We start from the raw sequence: 23,451 nt of genomic DNA, 5'->3' as shown, positions 1-23,451 counted from the left end.
GTGGCACTCATCTCAGATACAGACGTTGAGCTGGAACTACAGACCAGCTTGCCGGCGGGATATACAACCGCTTTCATAGAAACCCTTTCCGACACAGCCGAAAGCATAGTTCAGAATGCAACTAACCGGACATCATTCACCGGTGGTGCTGCTGATCTCTACTCAAGGGTAGTGCTCTGTTGGATTGTCAACTCTCTGGTTTCTCCGAATCCTTCACTGATGAAAGGTTCGGTGACACAGATCAAAGAGGGCGATTCACAAATAACATTCGGGAATGGTCGTGGTGTATCCACCTATGCGGTTGAGTATAGTGCCTTGATAGAAACCCTGAAAATACGGACTAGCGGAACCAACTACACTTACACTAATGAATCAACATTCTATTCTGAGGAGGATTCTGAATGAAATATACCGACGAGTTCACACAGGAGCAGGGGGATAAACCTCGTGGAATCCCCCTAACAGACTCCGAAGGTGTTGAACTCACACCTGATACTGATGCACCTGCTTTCTATTGTCTCACAGCAGCTGGTGCAGAGACTCTTAAATTCTACATCGATGCTGAAAAGATCAGATACTACAGCATGGTCGATATCAATGTGACTGCGTCTGCTTCTGTTACACTGGCAGTTGCTTTGAAGTGGCGTGTTCTTGGTGCAGATAAGGAGAAATATGCATATTCAATGGCTCTCACCGGAACACAGGCACTGCAGGGAATGTCAACGGCATACCCGCTGATTGAGGATGTTCCGCCTGGCACAAAAGCATGGATTGAGGTGGCCACCGGTGGAGCTGCAACTGTCGCTGTAAACGTAATGGGGAGGTACAAAGCATGATGTATCCCACACAGGAGTTTGTCAAAGCTCAGATCAAAGCAGACAGGTGGCCAGCTCAACCAGGGGAGATCCTTGACATTAGGTCCCTTTCTGATAGAGAAGTGAAAATCATTGAACTGTACAATCAGGAAGAGATCATCAAGCAGTTGAAAAGGATAGGTGACCTGCTGGAAGGACAGCCAAAACCTAAGAAAAGGACTGTTAATCGGATAATCTCTGACCTGTTAGATGATGGTCAGTTGAATAATAGTGTTGAAAAATAGTAGAGAAGGGTTTTTATTTCCTTCTCTTGAAGAACAGTGCTAGTCCTATTATCGCTATCATGGGGAGTGCGATTGTTGGGAATTCTGGTATATTGTTTTCCTGATTTGCCCACTGAACAGGGTTGCCTTCTACAATTATCCTAAGTTCAGTATCCCCACCGAACGTACTTCCTGGGTAACATATTATGGCGCCGTTGTTATAGACTGTTTCAAAACCCATGAAGTCACCGTAATTGTTAATAATGCCGTTGTTAGTTATGCGTTTAGCTAGAGATATTAAACCGTTATTATTGATAATCCCAGTTTCCATGTTTTCAAAATGGTATAATGGTAGTATATTCATTTGACCAAATGTTTCAATCAAACCATGGTTATATACACTGCCTATAAACCCAAGGGTGCCAGTGTTATACACTGTCCCATAATTGTTGAGGATAGCAAAATCACTTACACCAAAAGAACCACTGTTATTGATATAAGCAAAATTGTTAATACTCGTGTCCCCAAAATAAAGTGTCCCTTCATTGATGATAATGCTATTGTTTTCAAAATTAAACTCGCTCATCTGCGTTCTAAACCAGTCACCCCGATTGACAAAAGTTCCATTTTGCTTGACAGTGAACTGACTAACACTTACCCTCAGTGAATCCCCTTCGTTGATAAAAATACCACCTGACTCGATAACAAAATTTGCTGCTATGGAAAGCGAGTCACCTGGGTGTATCCAAAGAGTTTCACCATCGTGAACTATAAATGTTTCGTTTATTTCACCTGGGTTGAGGATCTCCCCGGCTGCTGCCGTACTAACAAAAAAGATAGCTAAAGCTAAAGCTATCAACAATATTTCATTTAATTTCATTATACCACCGTTAATTAAATTTTTAACCCTATTATGTATAAGAAATCATATCATGTTTATTAAGTTTTCTAAACACGTTTCAACTTTCCTTTATATACTCCAATTTTAACTTTTTCTCATGCAATTTAATTGGAATATTAAATCCCTCTTTTTCATATGTTTTGCAGTCTTAATATTGACATCAGGCACAGTGAGTGCAGACAAAGTGAATATCACAGTATCTGAAGATACATCGGTAAGAGAAACAGAACCGAATACAAATTTTGGAACAAATACAACATTGTTTGATAGACGTGATGCTAGTTACAATGATAGAGTGTATTTCAAGTTTGAAGTAGATAAACCGGTCACATCTGCATGGTTGAACATCTATGTAAATAATGGATACCAAATCAACGGATTTAATTATTTGACTTACATATCTAATAATTGGGCAGAGAATACAACTACATGGAACAGTGGCAGACCCACCACGGATGTTAATGTGAATGGAGCCACAATTCCAGCATTCACGAGTGGATGGAACAGTATCAATGTTTCTAGTTATATATCCAGCAGTGGCACTCATTCTTTTGGAACAGCTACAAGAAATGGCTGGTGGTTGTTACTTAGTTCAAGAGAAGGAGATTATCCAGCATATATAAACGTTACTTATGCAGACACATATGATACAATTTATGTTAATGCCTCGCATCCGTCTGCCTCTGATTCTAATAACGGAACAGAAGATTATCCATTTGAAACCGTATCGGGAGCAGTACAATTAATTAATTCAAGTGGGAATATCTACATCACAGGAGAATATAACGAATCTGTTACTATTTCCGGTTCTGCTAAAAATGTAACTATATCCGGATACGGCGATTCTGCAAAAATATATACCACTGGTGACGAGAACCCAATCACATTATCTGGTCAGAACAACCTGACAATCAAAAACATTGACATTGAAACACAATCAACAACTACTGGACAAAATACACTAGTATTTGATACTGTTTCAGGCTCTAACATTTTAATTCATAACTGTAATATTTCATCATTTTATGGAACACCTGTAAGTTTCGCGACTGGTTCTGATGTAACAAATGCAACTATTAGAAATTGTAATATTACAAGTGATGAATCCTATGCTGGTGGTTCTTTTTACTTTTCTAGCAGTGCATCGGTGAACGGCGTTACTCTGCAAGATAATTACATGTATTCTAGTTATTCTAGTAGCCATGGCATAACAATTGATGGGAATGCTGGAAATAACATCACAATACTAAACAACAATATCACTGCTGGCTATGACGGAATAATGACAACAACACAGACAAGCGGTACATTTGTAGAAGGCCTAAACATCGCAGGAAATCATATATGGGCTGCTCAAAAGAACAACGGTGGTTCGGGCATATATATCCGTGCAGGCGCAAATAACAATACAATTGCCTATAACCACATACATGAAGCTGTGTATACTGCCATAAAATTAAATCTGAATGATTATAATACAGTTCATTCAAACGTTGTCTATCCGGATGGATACGGTCATAATGCAATCGAAACAAAGGGTTCGTTTGGCTGGTTCTATAATAATTCTGTGCTTGGTCACAATGCGAGCAATGGAGACTCTTGGAATGTGTTTTATGGCGCTGGAGAAGAAATGGAATCATATAATCTAATTGAAGATTCTACTGCGCAAAACACAAGAGACAGGCTCATTGCAGCAGGCGGTCATCAAAATAATATAATATTCAGGAACATAACCGCAACCAATCACGATGGACAGGGAATATATACGTTTGGATACTGGTCACCAGGATATGAATATCTAACATCTGATAAACTTCTATTTGATAATATTTCTATAAATTTTGCAAATAGTGATGAGTATCCGATTACAGTTTTCTCACCCGGAACATCGACTACTGCAATAAATGAAACCGATAGTGCAAACTATTCAAGAGATACTATTACATTTATTGACACTAACGTGACTGTCAATACGAAAATGTGGTGGATGGTTGATTATTATAATAATGGTGGAGTTGAAATTCACAAAGCTGACGTATATGCAATTAATCCAAGTTCAGAAGCAACATACTGGCAAATCAATTATCCCGATTATTGTGATTCAACGCTACATCTTGGATATTATCCAAACATCAAAGTAGTAAATCCATCCGGTCAGAATGTTGAAGGGGCAACACTATCATTCTCAACAACTGCAACTAATCCAGAAACAGGAGAACAGATATATCCTCATAATCTGGATTATGGTGGTGTAGAAAAGGCATACACAGACACTATAAACAGTTCTTTGACTCTTTCAGATGGCGAGCTTCCCGACAGATATGAAAATGCATCCGGTGCAGTTGCATTGACAAAATCAACGAAGTATTACACAACAACAGGACAATCGCAGGATGTTACGTGGACTGTCACTGCAACTAAAGACGGAGAAACAGATACTGCGACTATTACCCCTGATATGCTTGTGTATTCTCCTGATTCATCAGATAGTCAGAGTACACTCGTTACATTAACATTAGATGTTGATGGGGAAAGCGGATCTGGTGGATTCATAGCAATCGTAGGAGCATTCATTCTCGCTGCAGGATATTTCTGGAACAGGAGAAGATGGTAATCAATTAGACGGAGGCATCAGAATATGACCGAAAATGAAACAACGAAAGGAAATGCAATACTTTCCCACAACGCCGATGAAATAGCAGCACTTGTCACAATCGTAGCGGGTGCGGGTGTGGCAGCCTATATGCTCGTCAATGGAATAGACGTCAACGAGACTGCAGTAGGGGTCCTCACCATGATGATGGGCACTCCACTGGGGTATCTGTTCGGGAAAGCATAAGGGGCTAGAAATGGCAGAGAACGACCTACTCAGTGAAATATGCAGATCACTTGGGAGAATTGAACAGAAGGTTGACGATGTTCGCAGTTCATATTCTCGACAATTGGTTGCGCATGAGAAACTCGATGAGAGGGTTTCTTTTCTTGAGCAGTGTAGGCAGCATGACCGGGGAATAGTGGCAGGCATTTCCCTGGTTGTGTCTGCACTTGTGTGGTTTTTTTTGGTTTTGACGGGGAGGATATGATGCCATTTTACGCATTTAATTATCCGCGGACCATTAAAAAAGTGGATGTCACAGAGGGATACACCAACCAAAGCACGGGGGCATGGGTCCCGGAATCCACAACCGAAACTGCGATGTCTGGCCATGTTGCAGATATCAGTTTGAAAGAACGTCAATACCTGGATCCTGGTATAGTTGAGAAAGGTGTCAGAACGCTAACCTGTGATTCCTCGCTTGCAATTGTTCCGGGCGACCGTATCAAGATCACAGAAGAGGACACCACCATCACAGAATGGCTGGTCAACTCAAAGATGAAAGAGTCCAACCTGATGGATCAGTATGTTGATGTGTCCCGCATCACGTACTTGATGGTCAAAAGATAAATATAAATATAAATTATATAAGAGTATATATGGTAGTATGTTTTTGTGCAAGAAATATGGACGTGTGGCTGAAACGGAGTATCCTGTCATCTGCACTAACAAATGTTCTGACTTCTACAAATGTGACCATCTCAAAATACCCCTTTTGATCCACACAGTCAATGTTTCCTGTACTGCACCGAATATTGCAGAAGATATATTTTGTATTTCAGTATTTCCAACTGTTGAGACACACGAAGACGCTTACATCAACGACATAGTAAACCATGATAGAAACAACATTGGTATCCTGTGCGAATCCCGATTGTGATACTCTTATCCCGATGACTCGTATTCAGAAGAGGAAGTTCAATTCGGTCTACTTTGTAAAATATAGGCAAGTCGCACTCCCCTACTGCTGCAAAGCATGCCAAGAAAAACATCGGAGGGAACTGAATGGTAGTCCGTGTGAGTGCTGATACAGCTGGTACTCTAAAGGCCCTGGACAAACTCAGAGAGGATCTTGATAATGGTACACAAGAACGTCTTGAGAAAGCCGGTGTGTTCCTGGAAACAAAGATGACAGAGAAGATCATGTCACGTTTACAACCACCACTGAAGGCTCGTACTGTGGCCAGCAAGGGAAGTTCAACACCTCTTATAGACGAAGGCGAGTTGTTGGACCAGATTGACCATAAGGGTGGTCCGGGATACGTTGAGGTCGGTGTGTTTGGATCAAGAGCATTGATTGCACGGCATCATGAGTTTGGAGCACCGAAGGCAAATATCCCGGAGAGGTCGTTCATGAGATCAGCCTCCCGGGAAAACAGAAAACAGATTAAGAAGATCGTCAACGGCAAATAATTCAACTTTCCTTTATATACCCGAAAACCAACCACCTCTTGCAGAGAACCTGTGTTTCTAATTACAAGTGGAGAACCCACCGATGGCAAGAGCATTATCCGACACACAAAAGAAATCTATATTCACATCCATTCCCGCATCGATTACTGGTATAAGTGCCTCAAAAATATGGAGCAATCAGGCAATCACATCCTATCCTACAATCACGCTCAATATTTCTAATGATGGTATTGCATCATATGTCTTCGATGTTTCTTCCGGACAGCTCTACTATCAGTCCACTCTCACGATCCACATACTCACTACGAACCAGTCCGGGCAGAACGGGGCAACTATCGCAGAATCATTTGCATCGCTTGTCTGCTCCACGGTCGAGGGCTGGACAACGCCACTCACCGGTGATGTCAGGATATTCAACGCGCAGGAGGATATCGCCAGCATAGGCAATCTGGGATATGACGAAGGGGTTTTTGATTACATTGTTTCGATTACACTCTACCACTCATGAGGTCAAAATATGGCAGAAAACACCACCGAAAAGACCAGCGAGCTTGACATAGCCAACGCTCAGCTGGAAATACTCGAAGCCAAGGTCATAGAACTGAAGGCCGAAAACAACGGTCTGAAAGCACAGAACGCAGAACTCATCCGGCTGATTGCCGAGAACACCATGGCACAGACTGTTCTATCAACTGCAGCTGCTGAATTGTCAACTGTGATAGACAGCAAACAGAACTCTCTCCACGTTGTTCCCGACAGTTTGACAGGCACGGAAGCAAATGTACTCAGGGCAGCCAGGCAGGCAGAAATTGATGAGCTTGTGCTGAAACAAAACAAATACAAGGCATACATCAGAGGTGAATTATAATGGCAGTGATTGACGGAAGAACGGTCCGCTGGGCTGAATATATTGGCGAAGAAACTCTGGGAACAACACCCACAAACCCAACCATGTTAGCATTTCCTGGTGATCTCGTCGGGATTGATGTGCAGTCAGGACCTGAGATGGAATCCTATAAGATCCTCAAGGGTGCTACTGACACAGACCCCCTCTCATGTGGGGAATCTGTCAAAACCGGAGAAACACATCAGGTCACCATCACTTTGAAAGTATCCGGAGTTACATGGCTTCCATATATCCTGCTGGGAGCGACCACGTCAGCGTATGCACCGGGAATTGTATCTCACCCTATTAGTATCGGTCTTGTGGCCGGTACGGAATACTGTGTTCTTGAAGGCTGTGGATGGAAGTCTGCCGTTCTCGACTTCCCTGACACCAGAACAGCTGCAACACTCACACTGACATTCATGTGCATCGGAAAAACTGACTGGAGCGAAACAGATTACAAAGGCACTGGCTCCCACGCATCTGCACCAACCGCAGCACCATACACAATGTCAAGTATCACGCTGTTCGAGTATGATGATGTATCCCCCGACACATCAGATGTCTACCTCGAATCTCTTAAGATAAGCATTGAGAACGACATCGAACCGGTCTATGATCTCAGTTCAGAGGCAGCCAGCAAGATAGGCGACTGGTCGTTCCTTTCACGGTCAATGCAGGTGGACATGGGCATGTCTATGATAGGCATGGGCGTCCACGACGACATCCTCGACGGCGATGCTCATAAGATTGACTTCACACTGGGGACCAAGGCATTTACTTTCTCAAACCTGTACTGGACCAACGCGCCATCGGTGAACCTGTCCCCTGCATCAAAGGTCGGTATGACCCTCACCAGTGATGGTGAAGCAACAAGGATAGCAATTGCATGAGGTGAGTAGGTTGGAGTACATGGGAATCAAAATATACGACGAGCCTAGAAAAGGCTCTGTCAAACGTGTTCAGAATCTGAAGAATCAATGGTACATCCGGAACTTACCGCTTGAAAAACTTGACCCGAAAATGACTGTATCGGGTGCTATTCAGGAATGTCTCAGCAAGGATCCTGAACTGCTGTTCAAGTTCACCGAGTTCCAGCAGGATGTAGAGGATTTCCAGCTCATCATGCTGGCAACCGTGCTCACATACGATGAAACAAAGGCCCTTGAAGACCAGATGACCGTGAAAGAGTTTGAGGAGCTTGTGAAAACATGCAAGACTGCTATCGGTGGTGGTGTAGATACTTTTTTCGGAGAATCTGCTTCCGATATGTCCTCGACAACGGAGACGACCCCGGAGAACCTCGACTATATGAGCTCATCCGGCCAGCCTGGTGGTTTGTCGGAAGAGTCAACCGGGCATTAGACGGACACAGGAACGAACTGCCTGAACTATCAGAGTTTTCGATATGTGAGAATATGAACATGACTCCGGAAGAACTCGATATGATATCGTACGAAACATTCATGCAGTGGAGTATATTTCTGAACAGGAGGGCAGAACACAATGCTAATAGGTAATGTTGAACTACCTGCTGTCAATGTTTTCAGACCCGGCAACGTTGTCAGGCCGACTGAGAACATATATCCACTTGGTAGTATGGGGATTGTTGTTGCTGAGTTTGAACCGGACCTGCCTGAAATATTGATATCTGGAAACATCCTGCAAAAATACGCAGGGACACGGACAGTATACCAATTGAAGGAGGATGCAGAGGCTCTCACACAACGCCTGTCGGGGTATAACTACATCCATAACATAAAAGGTCGCTCTGGGTGGATATCCGTAGATTCAGTAGACGTGGATGACAACACCGGGTCACTGTGGCCAGTGACAATCACCGGACAGTGGTTTGATAAGGGCAATTATGTGATGATGCTGACTGCTGACCAGACCACGCATCAGAACGACTGGGACATAACGGGAGAATATCGTTTTGTAGTTCCAATTGGAGCTTCGTGGTACTCACCTGAAGAGACCGTACACGACAACATCACAGTTGAGGATGGTACTCAAAAATCCATACAACCCGATGCAGTTCATGTCTATGTTGAGATGGGTAGTGCAGAAACAAGCACTGGGGAATGCAGGTGTTACGATTACCCCTCCCCCCCTCAAAAACAGGTATTTTCGACCGCACATATTTTTGAAGGTTCTGTGGTGGTCACAAACGGGCTATACAAAATAATACTTGCTGCAAATGTTCTATATGTGTATTATTTGAGTGGCGGTGAGTGGACCCTCATGACCACTCTCAACACATGGGTCAACGGAACCAATGCCGTGACCACACTCACCCAGGATAAGATTATTGTCAGGCGTGGCAACGACCTTAAGATCACAATGGAGACAGCCCGGCCTCCACACATATACTGCGATACTGCTGTTCTGATTGTGTCACCTTCCGTTGATGATCAGACCACGACGACAGACAACTATCTCACATTGGCAAGCGGGGTCTACGTTGCATCTAACATGGAGTTTTCCATCACTGATAATTACATTGATGCTGGTCACATGTGGATATTTCGTGCAACCTCTGGGGCTTCCGATGCGGCCCACAACTGCCTCGTGAAAGGAAATGTTCTTAGACAGGTGGTGAGGCGATAATGGGATCAGAAACAATTGAAAAGACGGTAATTCGCATAGAAGCGGATGTCAAAAACGCGCTCAGCCAAATTGACAAGGTCAAAAAGGAAATTGGTGGTGTAGAAACAGAAACCAACAAAGTATCTTCCGGTACAGGCAAATCGTCTGTATTGATGACAGCAGCATGGGCAGCGGTTGCTGCTGCGGTGGTTGCTGCTACGGCTGCCGTTACCGCATTCACGTTATCGTCCGCAAAAGCAGCTTCCGAAGTAGAGCAGTATATGGTTTCGCTTGGCGTTCTGTACCGGTCCGAACAGGCCGCCGCAGAACAGATGCAGTGGATATTCGAGTTTGCAAAAAGTACTCCTTTCGAGGTTGCAGGGTTAGTAGATGCAACTGTCAAGCTCAAAGCATTCGGCCTGGAGGCACAGGACGTACTGGAGATTATAGGCGATACTGCTGCAGCTACAAGCAAACCAATCGACCAGGTGGTCAATGCCTATGGCCGTCTTTCCGTGGGGGATACTGGCCAGGCTATTGCTATGTTCCGAGACATTGGAGTCAACCTGAAGAACATAGAAGAACTGCAGTTTGATGCACAGGGTTCGCTCGTGACCCCAATTGCCGAAGCCATGCCTATGGTCAAGATGTACCTGGAGGATCAGTTCGGTGGGCTAATGATAGCCCAGAGCCAAACCGCACAGGGTATTGGTTCCAACATCAAGGATGCAATGTACCAGGCACAGCTTGCGTTTGCAGGGTTCGACCAGGAAACTGCCGAATTCCGAGAAGGTTCTCTTTTTTCCGGGGTGAAGGATAGCCTGCAGGGTGTTCTGAATGTGCTGAACATGATCAACTTCGACGAGATAGGGAAAACGGTGGGTAGCTATCTCAAAACATCACTAAACCAAATTGAGGATATGAAGAGAGGTCTCGACGGTGTTGATATATCCGGTATCATTGGCATGCTCAAACTGTTTGGTGCTGCCTGGTGGAAAGTTTTCCAGTTGATTGACGAGTATAACATCTGGGAGTATATAGGAAAAGCCGTGAAGATCTCCATCAACGCCATCAATGCATATCTGAATTTCTTTGTGAACGGATATGTAAGCGCAATGAATACACTCATCGACGTCTACAACACCATGGCCCCGATGCTCGAGAAAGCAGGCATGGAGTTGGAGTCTCTCCAGCGCATCAGCCTGGACAAGAGTCTGTCAAACCTTTTCAAAGACACCGAGGACGCAGCCGGAAAAGCAAAAACAGAAATTGAGGAAACAACCGACGCGGTGAAGAAACTGCAGGAACAAAGCGGATCTATTCCCGGGTGGGCAGGCCAGAGCGACTACATAAGAGCACGCTTGACAGAGACAGGAGGTCGAAACATCAGCGATCTTCTAGGGATGGCCGGAGTCTCCTCAAACATCGGTGGTAATCAGACGGTGGGGTCACTTACAGCAGTGAACAATCAAAACAGTCTCAATCCCACTGCATCACTTGTGGACATCAACCGCAGCGGATTCAATACGTTGGCAGCAAAGTTGGATAGTGGGTTTGCAGGAATGATCAATGCAATAGGGAGTATATCATCACCCGGTAGCAGTGGATTTGCAGGAACATCAAACAATGACAAAGTGAAAAACAACATAATAGGATCCACCCTGAGCGGGAAGCTTGGTGTGGGTCAGGTACGACTGAGGTATTGAAAATGGCGTTTCGAGCAATGAGAGAATACAAAATGGTGGTTCCTTCTGGGTCCGTGTTCACGTGGGCTGCAACAAACCACTCGCACATGATGCTGTCCAGCGATATCACTATACCTGCCTCGATGGGTTCATCTGCAATCACCTATAATTATCCGAACTCGCCCAGCAGCGGTACAGCTTCATTTTCGTTCATATTTCCGGAAGTATACGATATAGTAAGTGTTTTTGACGGCACAGCATACGGAACAGTGACAGTGACCGTGAACATGCCAAGTATCAACACCACAAATTCAATACAGATTACTTCCTGCACAATCAATCTTGTAGCTGTTGACCAGGACGGCAATGAGCGGGACCTGATACCGCTGACAACCATATATTCTACAAGCTTCGGGCTGGCCGGTTCTGGCGCAGAGACGATGACAAAAACTTTCATGTGGTGGCAACAAATCAACTCCGTTGACATTCAAATCAACGAAAGGATGAGGTTGGATTATACGATGCCGTGGGTTGCTGCAGGAAGTCTGTCCCCTCGGAGCGGAACAATCGTACTGCAAAACGGAGAGGACGGAGACCAAACAACGATATCACTACCGGTTGTGATTTCATGATCTACCCGAACATAATCTATCATCCTGATTCAGATACAACTGTGTTCATAGATACACTGCAACAAATAGGCAACAGTGCATCAGCCGAAGTGGTTGTGTATCAAAGTTCCCTCGATGCATCTATTAAGGCATTCACGGGGGGTTTGGGTGCCAGAGAACTCACCCTTGTAGGAAAAATCAGTTCAGACAATGTTGATACTCTTAGAAGACAATTACAGTATCTCCGAGGAAAACAAGTATACTTGATGCTGGGGGCTCAGAACCTCGCAACAGTTGCCAGGATCACGAACTTTGACATGCCAGTTGCTGTGGGGACATACACTCCCCTTACACTGGACGTTGTTGCTGAGAGTGAGACCGAGGGTCAGTTCTGGGAAGCAGAGGACACGACGCTCACCGATGGAGGAGGTGCAACGGTATCGGCAAGCACGACCGCGTCGGGTGGTAGTGTAGTAGGTATCACTGCCCAGAACGGCGGATGCTATGAGACCATATCACAATCCGATTTTGTGCTTCCGGTTGGCAACTATACCGCATTTGCCCGCGCAAAAGACGCAAACAACATCACGGACGACTTTGAGCTGCAGCTGTACAACATCACTGAAGGTGGGGTCCACACAGCATCAAACGAGACGCTGGCCAGCACATATGGGATGTACACGATGGATTTCACAATCGATTCTTCTGATGCCGGTGATTCGTTGTATCTGGGTGTATTCAAGGACAAGGCCAACGTCAACTTCCTGATAGTTGACTTCTTCGGGTTCGTGAGACTATGATTGCCGAGATACTGAACATTGTGTTTCCGGTTCCTCGGCAGGCATCCGTGGCAAGGATCTACAAACCATATCTCGCCAATATGCTGGAAACAAAATTTCCAGATGCAGACATCAGATTATCAGACACATCATTCAAGCTTGTCGATGCCAAGCAATTCAAGGCGTTCTTGAGTCGCAATGCAACCGATGGTAGAAAATATATCAGGGAATCCCACGACTGTGACGATTTTTCTTATATCCTGCTGGGCGACGTCACAAAGTGGGACTCAGATCTTGCGTTTGGGATAGCCTGGGGAACCAACTCCTCGGGAACTAACCATTCTGTCAATCTGGCCATCACCACGTCAGGAGACATTGTATTAGTAGAACCGCAAAATGACGAGATCATCCATAACCTAAGTGCGTGGGATATCAGATTCGTTTTGATGTAGTTGTCTATCTACGTTTTACGATTCATCTCCATGCTCTTGTATGAACCTTATTTTTAGCTTTAATTATTACCGTCTTAAACAATCTTATTTATATAATTTCTTATAAAATAAGCAAAAGGTTTTATTTTATGATTTCACATAGATAACTAAAAATATCTTAATCCCTTTTGTGTGGTGATTAAGCATGGTATCATCTGCTGATAAAAAAAAGGTAGCATTGTCTATAGATGGCGAGAAAAAAGTGCCTGCCATAGACTTTATAAATTCAATTCAACATATCCAGACCATTCTATATAATGTTGGAGATTATCTTTATGGGAATCCCTTCCGGACGAGTGGGGACTTCCCGCAGGCAGTTAAGGACTCATGTACATTACTTTTTACTGACCTCAAATTAGGTAGTGTTGATGCAGAATTGGAAGTTGGCAACGGCCAAGTGGGAATTACAAATCAAGGCACATTAGGTGAGATGGCAGTTTGTACTACACGAAATCTCATGGAAGCTATTTCTAGATTTGACATTTCTAAAGAAGAACTGCACAATATAATAAGTGATCCACATAGACTTAATAGGTTATTAAAAGAGTTTTATTTAATGTCTCCTGAAACAGTTTCTCCCAGAACAGTTTCAATCGGATTCTGTGGTGAACCAATGATACCACTTAGCCCCAATCACAGATCAACGTTGAAGGAGCTAATGCATAAACCAAGTGAAGAACACGAAAAAGAAGTATTTGGTTGGGTATTCGATTTAAGGGTCGATCAGCAGAAAAAGATTATGATTGACACTCCCGAGGGGCAAATCAATTGTTCTTATAATTCTTTGATCGAGGCGGAAGTTGTTGAACACATTGGCAAATTTGTGAATATTAAAGGCACAACTAGATTGCACAACCGTAATTATATTATGTACATAGACACCGAAGACTCCATTGAAAAATCATCTCAATACTTTATTAAAGAAATGAGCATAGAAACTCACAGAAAGAATATTGAGTGGCCAATAACACTTGAATTTGAAAAAGAAGATGACCTTTATATTGCCTCTAATGATGAATTAGGAATACTTGCCACTGGTAAAAAGATGAGCGATGTAATCCAGGACGCAAAAGAGCAACTCTTTATATTATTTAAAGAATATGTATTGTATGAAGGAAAACTTTCTGAAAGTGGGCATTCTCTCTCAAAAAAACTCAAGGGGATAGTAGGGGATTGCCGTGGTTTCCTTTAAAACAAAAGATATAGAAAGCGCTTTTATAAAGAAGGGTTTTCAGGTTATTCCTGATAGTCATCATCGATTGTATATTTATCATACAGATGATGGTAGGTCTGCTGCAAGAACATTTATCAGCCATGGAAATAAGGAATATGGAGATGCTCTTTTGAGTAGAATGAAAAACCAATTAGGGCTTACTAAAGAAGAACTGCATGATTTAATCAAGTGCCCTTTAACAAAAGAACGGTTAAGAGAGCACTATAATAACGGATGGTAGTGTTAAAGCAATTCCCCGAACTTCTCCGGATACTCAGAGATATCACTTTTCATTCTCTGCTAACCTGGCAATTTCCCGTGCATCGTATAGTCGCATCTTTTCTTCGAGTGCATCTATCCTGTTCATCAATATACCCTGTGTATCGTCACGTTGCTTGAGCTCTTCCTTGAGTTCGAACTCTTCTGATATCAACAGATGTGGCACAAATCTCATGTAGATTTCTTTGAGCTGCTCGATGTCTGGGCGGTAGTATGCATCTTTTGTCCCGCCCAATGTATGCCCCATAAAATATTCGACAAGGTCAGAATCACAGCCTGCATTCTTCAGTCTGGAATTGAATATCTTTCGCATATTGTGACTACGGATAATATTGTACTGTCCTGGCGGTGTGTCTTTACCAGCTTTATTGGATATCCTTTTGTACATCTTTACAATTGCCACAGGCGCAAGCTTCCGTATTACTTCGTCTCTGGTTTCGAGATAAGTGTCGGGGATTTTTTCAGCAATGAAAAGATAACTGTCTTTCGTTGTCCTCTGCTTTTCCAACTGTTTTGCAGTCAAAGAGCACCCGGTCTCGCATGGCCTGTCCCTGTATTCCAGATACTCCCATACAGCCTTTGAAGCCTCGGGACTGAGGAACGTAATAAAATCAAATACAACTTTGCCACGCCTCAGATCGAGCATGGTTATTCCGGTTTCTTGATCATAACCTTCTTTGAATTGCATTATTGTCAGTTCTGAAAGTTCATTCGCACCCATCCCAGATGAAAGACCACATAGCATTATTGCACGTTCACGGTGTGTAGTAGATGACAGTGCATCTCTTGTATCCTCTGGAGAAGGTATCTTCGTGTGCTCTTTTTTTGGTCTGTCCCTGCTGCCGTTTCGTGGTAGCTTTGGCAGATCAATATCATTGCGTGCATAGAATGACCGCACCCCTGTCATATAACCAGAGATTGTAAAAGGCGCAAGACCCGAGTCTATCAAATGCTTCCTGAAACTAACGATGTGTTTTTTTATCCTGCGTTGTCGCGGGAGTTTACCGGACCTAATATCTTCTTCGGCTTCTTCTATCAATGCCGTGGGCGACATCTTCACAAAATCAGTATATTTTTGCATACTCAATATGTACAGCTCGCGTGTTTTGGGACGCGGATTAAGAACATCTAGCCACTCAATTATTGATATATCGTCTTCTAGGTCGCCTTTTTTCATAATTAAAATCAATAGTAACCATATTATAAGTACTTACTTAACCATAGTGGACTGGAATCTGTGATTGCAACAGATTTAGTCAATTTTCATAATGTCTAAAATCATAAAAAATGAAGAAGAGGAAGCTAAGAACTATCTTCACTTCCTGTAAACCATGCAGTAACCTGCAAGGAAAATTGACAATATACCCATCATGCTTCCAAACGCAGGAGTACTCTTCGGCTGAGGTTCGGTAACATTCTCCCCGGCAGCTCCATCCAAATCATTTACTGAACCTGTTGGCATCGGAGTTGCAGTGTCATCAGAACTCTTTTCTTTTGAATGGCCTACTATTGCAAATGGAGAGAATCCATTTGTACCGGCTTCAAAGTGAAAATACTCACTATCTTCATCCACCAGCCTTGTATCAAGTTCCTCCCATTCCCCGCCTAAATAGTGCAAAAGCCGGACGGAACTCTCATCAATGCCATTTTCCAGTAGCCATAACTTACCGACCTTGAATCCGATCACACAATCCTTTATATTTTCGGGATTTGAGAATCCGGACTTGCCAACCCATATGTTAACATGACGATAGACAGTCCCTTCAGGCTCCTTGTCAACAAGGGTAGAGGTATCATACAGGCATTCGATAGTAGCTGAGATCTCACCCCAGTTACGTGAAGCTGTGAACTGGATATATTCTACCTCATTGTTGTCATCGTCAAAGTCGTATGATGTAACAACATCCTTTTTCACGAACTCTGATCTTACGTCCTTAAACGCGATGTTCTCATAAGTTTCACCTGTGGTACCACCACCACCGCCTCCTCCGCCACTGCCGGAGCTGGTAGTAGTGGAAATGGAACCTGTGCCTGAACCTGCTTCTACAACCAGATTTGCTGAAACCTCATTGGACCAGTCACCATTGTTATCTTTGACTTTAAAGTAGATCGTGTGATTACATGCAGAGAGTTCGGAACTTGTGAAAGTGGAGTATGTGCTTAACTGGCCATCGATGTTAGAGCGCCAGTTGTAGGCAACTATGTAACCATCTTGATCGGTTCCATTTCCATAGAAGCTTACTTCTGAGCCGTATGTTGTTTTGTTTGTTGATAGGAGTAATGAGGATACAGATGGTGCATAATTGCTCATTGATCCTGTAGTTTCGTATTCTCTATAAGGGTAGAAACGTAGTGAATCACTGTCAGCAATTCTTAGTTTGACACCTTCGGCAAGTTCTATTTCGTACCCTTTCCCTATAGAAATAGCTCTAAAGTTAAACATACAAATATTATCCTCTGTAATAGAATCTACTACCAATTCCCCAAATCTGTCTCCTGTATTAATTGCAAGATAACTTTTAGAATCTACTAACCAGAGTCCATTCAGGACTATATAACTGTCTGTTTGTCCGGAAGTTATTTCTTTGATATTTGTGCGGAGAACAATGATATTTTCCTGAGAACCTATATCTTCTTTACATTCCAGAGTAAACTCTCCAGCAAAAGCATCTATCTTTTCACTATACAGTAGTTCTCCGTTCTTGAATATGCTTATAACCGCAGTATTATAGTCTTCAATATCATTTACGATTAATTCATAACCTTCTGGAAGCTCCAGTGGTGAACCTATTTTCAAAGTATATTGTGAATCAGAATCGATTATCAGTTTTGCTAACTCATCCGGTCTGCTGTCTGTAAAGGACACATATTCTTCCCCGAAAATGCCTATCATAGGATATGTTTCATTATTCTGGATGTTGTTTTCAGGAGTGAAATTTGCAGCATATCCTTTTTGAATAAGTGTAGTGTAATAAGTGATTCCTTCTTCTTCGATAGAGCTATTTGAAATATAGTTGATATTGAGTTGCTCTGTTCCGATGTTTTCTTCAAAGTCATATGCAAAACCTGCAAAGTCTTTGTAATTCCAGGATAATTCATCATTCCATATAATTGGTCCTGTAGCTACCGTACCTCTAAGTTCATATTCATCAGTAGAATAAATATCCTTTTTAAGATAGAAATTTTGCTCACTGGAATTTGAGAGTTTTATTGATAAATCCAGTGCTATGGTTGTGTCTGCTCCTTTTTTCAGAATGATATCATCATGATTATTGGACATAGTTATTCTGTTATTGTCCAAAAGATCGATATCTAGTTCGCTGAACCGGTCTCCATAACCAATTTCAAGCAGGTTATCTTCATTACTGTCAATCAACCACATTCCTTCTGTTACTGCAAGGGCATCTACTTGACCCTGGAATACGTCACTTACAAGTAGTCTGTATATAAGCACATGAGACTCGTTTCCAATGTCAGAATATGATTCCCATACTGCTAACCCACTACTTACATCTATTACTTCATCATCAACGAACTCTCCGTTTTGGGACAGTTCCATCCATACTTTATTTCCTTCAACATCAATCTGTTTTGCTGTGAGAACATATCCATCTGCAAGTTCAAGGGATGAGTTTGTTCTTAATGTATATTTGTTACCATTGTCAACCAGTAATTTTGCAAACTTACATTGTGTGTTAGTTTCAATTTCCGTAATCGGAACATATGGATCACCAAGAATTCCTATTATTGGATACGTTCCATTTAGTGAATATCTGGTGTTTTCAAAATCTGCTTTGTACATGACCTGTTGAACAGAAGTCAGATAAGTGATGCCATATTTTCCAATATTTAAGTCATTGTTTCCACTATATGCCATATTTGCTATAACGATTGTCTCAGTTGACAGGTTTCTGTCCATGTCACAATAAAAACCTGCAAAGTTGGAAGCATTGATTTCTATGAAAGTATTGTTGTTATTAAGTGCCACTATATCATTTTTGTCATATACAGGGCTTCTAATTTCGATATTTCCTGTATGGGTAATATCAACTGAAGTTAGTGGTTTTATTATTCTCCAGTCCCATCTTATAATATCTGTTCCATTTTCATTTGATACAAAAGCAGTAATGTCATAATCACCTGATGCATAGGCATCCGGATTATAGGATGCATCTGTTATGGAATAATTGATCTGTTTATAATCTCCATCTAAATACCATACAACATCAGAAGGATAATCCAGGCTTATATTAATTGTAGGATTCTCATTTTGATAATTTCTTATTTCATAATCATCATAAGAATCAATATTTGCTGGTGTATTTTCGGGTATTGTCTTTTCAATTACCGGATAGTAATAGAGTGTACTGTTATCTGCAACTTCCAATTTCAAACTATCATAAATATCAAATCTCTCTCCCGATAATAAATTGATATAATTCCAATTAGAGAAAGTTATTGACTTATTTGAAATATCAGTTACTTCCAACATACCATATTCATCTGAAATTTCATAATCCAAGATATTATCAAAGTCCAAAATCCATACTCCATCAATTATAAATTGATTGGAAAGTGGACCCTCTATTTTTTTAATGTGCAATTTCATAACTCTTACATCGTCTACACCAGCAATGTCATATTCCCATTTCCATATAGCATCTTGAGATACCGGGTCAAAGGTGATAGTGTCATCAATGGAGGTTCCGCCATATATCCAGTTTCCTTTTTGGAAACAAATGTAAAACTCGTCTTCTTCTTCATCGTAGGAATAATGAATACCATAGCCATCCTTAAAATCAATATTACCACTTCCGGTCACAACATATTCTTTATTTGTATCAAGAAGCAGTTTTCCAAGTTTTGCCGGATTTCCCTTTTCCAAAGGTATGTATTTTTCTCCAAGTATACCTACAACTTCATATTGCTCTCCGTCAGAATTTAATTCGTCACATGAGAAATTACTTTTCTGGATAGTTATTGTATATGTGAGGTTGCCTGGGTGGATTATTCGTTCAGTACTCGTCAAAGGTTGTGTTACTTCCAGTGTTTCAGAAGATATGGCATTATCAATATCATAGAATAGACCCGCAAAATTCAAATAATTCCATGATTCCGGGCCTGTTGCAATGGCACCTGGGATGTCATGTTGGGTTGATTGGTCATATGTTTTAATCAGACAGAAACGTAGTGCCTCTGAATCAGCAACTTTAAAGTTAAGGTCATTGGCAACATTCATAGTACTATCTTTTTCAAGAATAATGTTATTCAAATTGTTCATTCTGATTGAATCATTATCCACCAGTTGAACTTCCATTTCATTGAATGTAGATCCCATTTCGACACTGATAGTATTTTCAAAATCAATTAACCATATTCCTTCTACAACAACAAGTTCGTCGACCTGTCCCGCGAATACATCCGTAACAAGTAATCTAAAAACAATGACATTCTCTTCATCCCCAATATCCAGATCATACTCCCATGTTGCAGGACCGCCGGAAAGATCAATAACTTCATCTTCTATGAACTCTCCATTTTGGGATAGTTCCATCCAGACTTTATCTCCTTCAACATCTATTTGTTTTGCAGTAAGCTCATACCCTTCCGGGAGCTCCAAAGCAGAGCTCTTTCTAATTACATGTGTATCGTCACTATCTAAAAGCAATTTTACAATCTCATCGGGATTTTCATCTGAGAGAGACACATATCTGTCACCAAAGAAACCTATTGATGGATATGTGGTAGGATATGTTGATCCATACGCCTCTTCATTATCAAAGTCTGCTTCGTAATTTACCTGAAGGATTTCAGTTTTGTAGTTGATAATTCCTTCTTCAATTGTCCTGCCATCTGCTGACTGGCTGGAATTGGTCGAATTACATATCCTAAATGATTCACTGCCGGTATTGGTATCCAGATCGTAATTAAAGGCTTTGAAATTGGATGAGTTTATTTCAATTGCATAATGCCCGCTTCCAATATGTATTGCATTCTCGTTAAAAATAGAGTTGAGATCACTGCCATTATAAACCTGACTTCTAATATATGCCTCATCATCATTTTCCACGATCATTAGGCTTGTAACTTCTGCTGACCATTCATCTTCATTGTCTTTTACTTTGAAATAAATGGTGTGATTTCCTGGTGACAATGTATTGGTGCTGAAGTAAGCATCATCACTCAATATTCCATCAATACTGGATTCCCAGCTATATTCCTGGATGAAACCATCGTGGTCAATACCAATTCCTGCAAAATAGACCATTTCACCAGTCTTTACATAACCGGGAGATATTGAGAATATTGAGGCTTCAGGAAGCAGGTTTTGGTAGGAATAAAGAGGTAAATTGTCGACATTATTCAGATTAAGAACGTAAGATTCATCACAAATTCCATCTTCATCTGTATCTAAATGTGTCTGGCTAAAATCTGTTCCATCAGGATTTGTCCAGCAGTTTCCTCCTATATAGGGTCCACCAACAATATTTTCTCCTGCTGTTTTATCGACATTCCATGTGTTAGATGCATTAAAATATTGTTTCAGGTTTACAGTGTTGTTGAAATAATTGTTGTAAAATAAATTTGCAGAAGAACCGCTGTAGATGGTAATTCCATAATAGTAGCTGTTTTCTATAATGTTTCCCATGATCAAATTTCCTGTATTGTCATGATTAAAAAACAGTCCATTTCCACTTGCTACCGCCCTATTTGGAGTTATGTAGGAGCTAGAGGCGGAGCTCAATAGTAAATGTGTGTTATTTTTGCTATCATTTTCATTTGAGGAAAATACTATCTCTTTTGTAAATAGCTCAAATTCATCGGAATAAGCAGTGTTTGAAGGTTGCATGCTCTGAACACTAATACTTGAAGACAGGACTTCATAATAGTAAGTGTGAATTATAGAATTATTGACCAATGAATTGTTATGGGACGACTCGTGGAAATATATGCCGTATACTTTGTCATCTTGTAAATGATTATCAATAACAGTATTATTGCAGGATTTTACAAGATCAAATCCGATAAAGTCATTAAATGAATAAGTTGACTTTATTTCATTATCATTACTTTCAAAGAGACATAATCCAATATAATCGTTAGATTTCAGGGTATTATTGATGATCTCGTTATTATCTGAATTGTTGAGGTAAATGCCATACTTGTTTGACTCAACGATGTTGTTCTCTATAAGGCATCCTGAAGATTCATAGAGGAATAATGCCTTAGAATAATTAGCACCTCTTAGGGTGAACCCATTTAAGATAACATTGTCTGCATTTATTGTTATCAAATTTTTATCCTCATCAAGAGGTTGAATTGTGACGTGGTCAGGACCAGGTTTCGAAACAATAGTAATACTCTTGTTTATGTATATGTTCTCAGTAAAAATGTCTTCACAAACATAGATGGTAGCACCTTCAGACACGGCATTTACAGCAGCTTGTATCGTAGTAAAGTCTGCACTACCATTCCGGGCAACAGTAACATAAGAGAGACAATCAGAAAACAATGGAAGATTGTCCACATTGCTTCCTTCAATGGAATAACTTTCATCACAAATCCCATCTCCATCCACATCTACCTGTGTCTGGCTAAAACCTGTGCCATCTGGACTTGCCCAGAAATTACCACCGAGATATGGGCCGCCAACTATGTTAGTTCCGGTTGTTCTGTTAGTGTTCCAGACATTTGAACACTCATCTTTCGCATTGTTAGTATTGTTGAAGTAGTTGTTGTAGACAAGATTGCTATGGGCTGAATATTTAAAATGCACTCCATATTCTGAATTGTTGGAAACAATATTATCGTTTAGTGTATTGTAAAGGGAATTACGTATAAAAAAACCTGATTGGGAATTATCGGATACAGTATTGCCACAAATGGTATTATAATATGCATAGAATAGAGTGATACCATAATTATTCAATGTTACATCATTATCAGTTACTCTACTATTCTCTGACATAGTCTCAATATTAATTCCATGATTACAATACGTGATATTATTTCCTGTAACTGTAGTGTTGGGGGATTCATAAAAAGAAATACCATTTTCACTACAGGAACTGATATTATTGAAGGCCAATGAATTGTTACTTGACATGAAAAGATTAATACCAACTACACCAGAAAATGCACTGTTGTTGACTAGGATGTTTTCCTCAGAACAAAATAGACTAATGCCTCCACCATTCAAAAATACAGTATTGTCAATTAGAATATTATTGAAAGAACAATCCAGAAAAATACCCTTATAATTATGTGATAAAACATTGTCCTCTATCAGATTATTTTCAACACGATCAAGAAATATTCCAGAATAATAATAGTCAGGATATAGTTCATCAGCATAAGAAGCACCCAATCTCGTGATATTAAAACCGCAAATCGTCACATTATCTGCAGTTACGTGAATAACATCGTCCCCTGAACTTGCAGACAGAATTGTAGTGTCATTTGGATTTTCGGATTCTGAAATAATGGAAACGGATTTGTTCACATCGATATTTTCAGTATAGATTCCCGGCATAACAACAATTGAATCCCCGGAATTCGCATTGTTTATAGCTTCCTGAATTGATGTGTAGTCCCCGTTGCCATTACAGTCAACAGTAACAGTTCCAGCCATTGCATTCCCAATAGACAGT

23 protein-coding genes are annotated in these 23,451 nt (G+C 41.2%); 20 read left to right on the top strand and 3 right to left on the bottom strand.

All coding sequences use genetic code 11. The features are described from left to right. Genes BB781_RS02505 through BB781_RS02495 form a run of 3 tightly spaced genes read left to right on the top strand, consistent with a single transcriptional unit; the run spans position 1 to position 1,099 of the window. Positions 1-405: a hypothetical protein gene (locus BB781_RS02505; RefSeq protein WP_094226929.1), complete on the top strand. Its 405-nt coding sequence runs from the start codon at positions 1-3 to the stop codon at positions 403-405. After that, positions 402-836, top strand: a complete 435-nt coding sequence (locus tag BB781_RS02500; protein WP_094226928.1) for a hypothetical protein — start codon at positions 402-404, stop codon at positions 834-836. Before BB781_RS02505 ends, BB781_RS02500 begins: the two co-directional genes overlap by 4 nt. Next, a complete protein-coding gene (locus BB781_RS02495; RefSeq protein ID WP_094226927.1) occupies positions 833-1,099 on the top strand; it encodes a hypothetical protein in 267 nt (88 codons plus the stop codon). The genes BB781_RS02500 and BB781_RS02495 overlap by 4 nt, the downstream gene beginning before the upstream one ends. A 13-nt stretch (positions 1,100-1,112) precedes the next feature. Here the strand turns inward: BB781_RS02495 and BB781_RS16030 are convergent, their stop codons facing one another. Continuing rightward, positions 1,113-1,958, bottom strand: coding sequence for a PEF-CTERM sorting domain-containing protein (locus tag BB781_RS16030; RefSeq protein ID WP_094226926.1), 846 nt, complete (start codon positions 1,956-1,958; stop codon positions 1,113-1,115). Positions 1,959-2,076: 118 nt separating this feature from the next. Between BB781_RS16030 and BB781_RS02485 the strand changes: the two genes are divergently transcribed. The 17 genes from BB781_RS02485 to BB781_RS02405 all read left to right on the top strand — a co-directional run bounded on the left by BB781_RS02485 (position 2,077) and on the right by BB781_RS02405 (position 14,762). After that, positions 2,077-4,593, top strand: a complete 2,517-nt coding sequence (locus BB781_RS02485) for a DNRLRE domain-containing protein (protein ID WP_094226925.1) — start codon at positions 2,077-2,079, stop codon at positions 4,591-4,593. 24 nt (positions 4,594-4,617) lie between these two features. Then, entirely contained in the window at positions 4,618-4,818 is a 201-nt protein-coding gene (locus BB781_RS02480) for a hypothetical protein (RefSeq protein WP_094226924.1), read from the top strand. A 10-nt stretch (positions 4,819-4,828) separates the two neighbouring features. Next, complete coding sequence (locus tag BB781_RS02475) at positions 4,829-5,062, top strand: hypothetical protein (RefSeq protein WP_094226923.1); 234 nt, start codon at positions 4,829-4,831, stop codon at positions 5,060-5,062. Then, positions 5,059-5,424, top strand: a complete 366-nt coding sequence (locus BB781_RS02470; RefSeq protein WP_129582610.1) for a hypothetical protein — start codon at positions 5,059-5,061, stop codon at positions 5,422-5,424. The genes BB781_RS02475 and BB781_RS02470 overlap by 4 nt, the downstream gene beginning before the upstream one ends. A gap of 43 nt (positions 5,425-5,467) precedes the next feature. Further along, positions 5,468-5,734: a hypothetical protein gene (locus BB781_RS02465; RefSeq protein ID WP_129582609.1), complete on the top strand. Its 267-nt coding sequence runs from the start codon at positions 5,468-5,470 to the stop codon at positions 5,732-5,734. Positions 5,735-5,859: 125 nt separating this feature from the next. Further along, a complete protein-coding gene (locus BB781_RS02460) occupies positions 5,860-6,267 on the top strand; it encodes a hypothetical protein (protein ID WP_094226920.1) in 408 nt (135 codons plus the stop codon). Between the two features lie 82 nt (positions 6,268-6,349). Further along, positions 6,350-6,775 (top strand): hypothetical protein, encoded by a 426-nt coding sequence (locus BB781_RS02455; RefSeq protein WP_094226919.1) that lies wholly within the window; start codon positions 6,350-6,352, stop codon positions 6,773-6,775. Between the two features lie 9 nt (positions 6,776-6,784). Further along, positions 6,785-7,135 carry a hypothetical protein gene (locus tag BB781_RS02450; protein ID WP_094226918.1) on the top strand — a complete coding sequence of 117 codons (351 nt, stop codon included), beginning with the start codon at positions 6,785-6,787 and terminating at the stop codon, positions 7,133-7,135. Then, positions 7,135-8,046, top strand: a complete 912-nt coding sequence (locus BB781_RS02445) for a hypothetical protein (protein ID WP_094226917.1) — start codon at positions 7,135-7,137, stop codon at positions 8,044-8,046. Before BB781_RS02450 ends, BB781_RS02445 begins: the two co-directional genes overlap by 1 nt. 19 nt (positions 8,047-8,065) lie before the next feature. Further along, on the top strand, positions 8,066-8,518 hold the full coding sequence (locus tag BB781_RS02440) for a hypothetical protein (RefSeq protein WP_129582608.1): 453 nt from the start codon (positions 8,066-8,068) through the stop codon (positions 8,516-8,518). 141 nt (positions 8,519-8,659) lie between these two features. Then, positions 8,660-9,763 carry a hypothetical protein gene (locus BB781_RS02435; protein WP_094226915.1) on the top strand — a complete coding sequence of 368 codons (1,104 nt, stop codon included), beginning with the start codon at positions 8,660-8,662 and terminating at the stop codon, positions 9,761-9,763. Then, on the top strand, positions 9,763-11,448 hold the full coding sequence (locus tag BB781_RS02430; RefSeq protein WP_094226914.1) for a hypothetical protein: 1,686 nt from the start codon (positions 9,763-9,765) through the stop codon (positions 11,446-11,448). The genes BB781_RS02435 and BB781_RS02430 overlap by 1 nt, the downstream gene beginning before the upstream one ends. Positions 11,449-11,450: 2 nt before the next feature. Next, positions 11,451-12,059: a hypothetical protein gene (locus BB781_RS02425; protein WP_094226913.1), complete on the top strand. Its 609-nt coding sequence runs from the start codon at positions 11,451-11,453 to the stop codon at positions 12,057-12,059. Beyond that, entirely contained in the window at positions 12,056-12,838 is a 783-nt protein-coding gene (locus BB781_RS02420; protein WP_094226912.1) for a hypothetical protein, read from the top strand. The genes BB781_RS02425 and BB781_RS02420 overlap by 4 nt, the downstream gene beginning before the upstream one ends. A gap of 80 nt (positions 12,839-12,918) precedes the next feature. Continuing rightward, entirely contained in the window at positions 12,919-13,269 is a 351-nt protein-coding gene (locus BB781_RS02415; RefSeq protein WP_129582607.1) for a lectin MOA-related protein, read from the top strand. A gap of 184 nt (positions 13,270-13,453) precedes the next feature. Next, complete coding sequence (locus tag BB781_RS02410) at positions 13,454-14,500, top strand: hypothetical protein (protein ID WP_094226910.1); 1,047 nt, start codon at positions 13,454-13,456, stop codon at positions 14,498-14,500. Continuing rightward, positions 14,487-14,762, top strand: coding sequence for a hypothetical protein (locus BB781_RS02405; protein ID WP_094226909.1), 276 nt, complete (start codon positions 14,487-14,489; stop codon positions 14,760-14,762). The genes BB781_RS02410 and BB781_RS02405 overlap by 14 nt, the downstream gene beginning before the upstream one ends. 42 nt (positions 14,763-14,804) lie before the next feature. Here BB781_RS02405 and BB781_RS02400 read toward each other — a convergent pair whose 3' ends face one another. Beyond that, the gene (locus BB781_RS02400; protein WP_094226908.1) at positions 14,805-15,977 is read right to left on the bottom strand and encodes a tyrosine-type recombinase/integrase; all 1,173 of its coding nucleotides are present in this window, start codon (positions 15,975-15,977) and stop codon (positions 14,805-14,807) included. Positions 15,978-16,115: 138 nt separating this feature from the next. Beyond that, complete coding sequence (locus tag BB781_RS02395; RefSeq protein ID WP_164997748.1) at positions 16,116-23,432, bottom strand: S-layer protein domain-containing protein; 7,317 nt, start codon at positions 23,430-23,432, stop codon at positions 16,116-16,118. Positions 23,433-23,451: the final 19 nt, after the last annotated feature.

The organism is Methanolobus psychrotolerans (assembly GCF_002243045.1).
GTDB classification, from domain to species: Archaea; Halobacteriota; Methanosarcinia; order Methanosarcinales; family Methanosarcinaceae; genus Methanolobus; species Methanolobus psychrotolerans.
Note: the sequence above shows the minus strand (reverse complement) of the source record. Positions and strands in the feature narration are given on the sequence as shown.

Excerpts from the sequence above, each read along its gene's own strand:
- BB781_RS02440 (WP_129582608.1), top strand. The coding sequence starts at position 8,066 with ATGGGAATCAAAATATACGACGAGCCTAGAAAAGGCTCTGTCAAACGT.
- BB781_RS02455 (WP_094226919.1), top strand. The coding sequence starts at position 6,350 with ATGGCAAGAGCATTATCCGACACACAAAAGAAATCTATATTCACATCC.
- BB781_RS16030 (WP_094226926.1), bottom strand. The coding sequence starts at position 1,958 with ATGAAATTAAATGAAATATTGTTGATAGCTTTAGCTTTAGCTATCTTT.
- BB781_RS02410 (WP_094226910.1), top strand. The coding sequence starts at position 13,454 with ATGGTATCATCTGCTGATAAAAAAAAGGTAGCATTGTCTATAGATGGC.
- BB781_RS02475 (WP_094226923.1), top strand. The coding sequence starts at position 4,829 with ATGGCAGAGAACGACCTACTCAGTGAAATATGCAGATCACTTGGGAGA.
- BB781_RS02400 (WP_094226908.1), bottom strand. The coding sequence starts at position 15,977 with ATGAAAAAAGGCGACCTAGAAGACGATATATCAATAATTGAGTGGCTA.
- BB781_RS02435 (WP_094226915.1), top strand. The coding sequence starts at position 8,660 with ATGCTAATAGGTAATGTTGAACTACCTGCTGTCAATGTTTTCAGACCC.
- BB781_RS02445 (WP_094226917.1), top strand. The coding sequence starts at position 7,135 with ATGGCAGTGATTGACGGAAGAACGGTCCGCTGGGCTGAATATATTGGC.
- BB781_RS02470 (WP_129582610.1), top strand. The coding sequence starts at position 5,059 with ATGATGCCATTTTACGCATTTAATTATCCGCGGACCATTAAAAAAGTG.
- BB781_RS02460 (WP_094226920.1), top strand. The coding sequence starts at position 5,860 with ATGGTAGTCCGTGTGAGTGCTGATACAGCTGGTACTCTAAAGGCCCTG.
- BB781_RS02430 (WP_094226914.1), top strand. The coding sequence starts at position 9,763 with ATGGGATCAGAAACAATTGAAAAGACGGTAATTCGCATAGAAGCGGAT.
- BB781_RS02450 (WP_094226918.1), top strand. The coding sequence starts at position 6,785 with ATGGCAGAAAACACCACCGAAAAGACCAGCGAGCTTGACATAGCCAAC.
- BB781_RS02485 (WP_094226925.1), top strand. The coding sequence starts at position 2,077 with ATGCAATTTAATTGGAATATTAAATCCCTCTTTTTCATATGTTTTGCA.
- BB781_RS02415 (WP_129582607.1), top strand. The coding sequence starts at position 12,919 with ATGCTGGAAACAAAATTTCCAGATGCAGACATCAGATTATCAGACACA.
- BB781_RS02395 (WP_164997748.1), bottom strand. The coding sequence starts at position 23,432 with ATGGCTGGAACTGTTACTGTTGACTGTAATGGCAACGGGGACTACACA.
- BB781_RS02425 (WP_094226913.1), top strand. The coding sequence starts at position 11,451 with ATGGCGTTTCGAGCAATGAGAGAATACAAAATGGTGGTTCCTTCTGGG.
- BB781_RS02480 (WP_094226924.1), top strand. The coding sequence starts at position 4,618 with ATGACCGAAAATGAAACAACGAAAGGAAATGCAATACTTTCCCACAAC.
- BB781_RS02420 (WP_094226912.1), top strand. The coding sequence starts at position 12,056 with ATGATCTACCCGAACATAATCTATCATCCTGATTCAGATACAACTGTG.
- BB781_RS02495 (WP_094226927.1), top strand. The coding sequence starts at position 833 with ATGATGTATCCCACACAGGAGTTTGTCAAAGCTCAGATCAAAGCAGAC.
- BB781_RS02500 (WP_094226928.1), top strand. The coding sequence starts at position 402 with ATGAAATATACCGACGAGTTCACACAGGAGCAGGGGGATAAACCTCGT.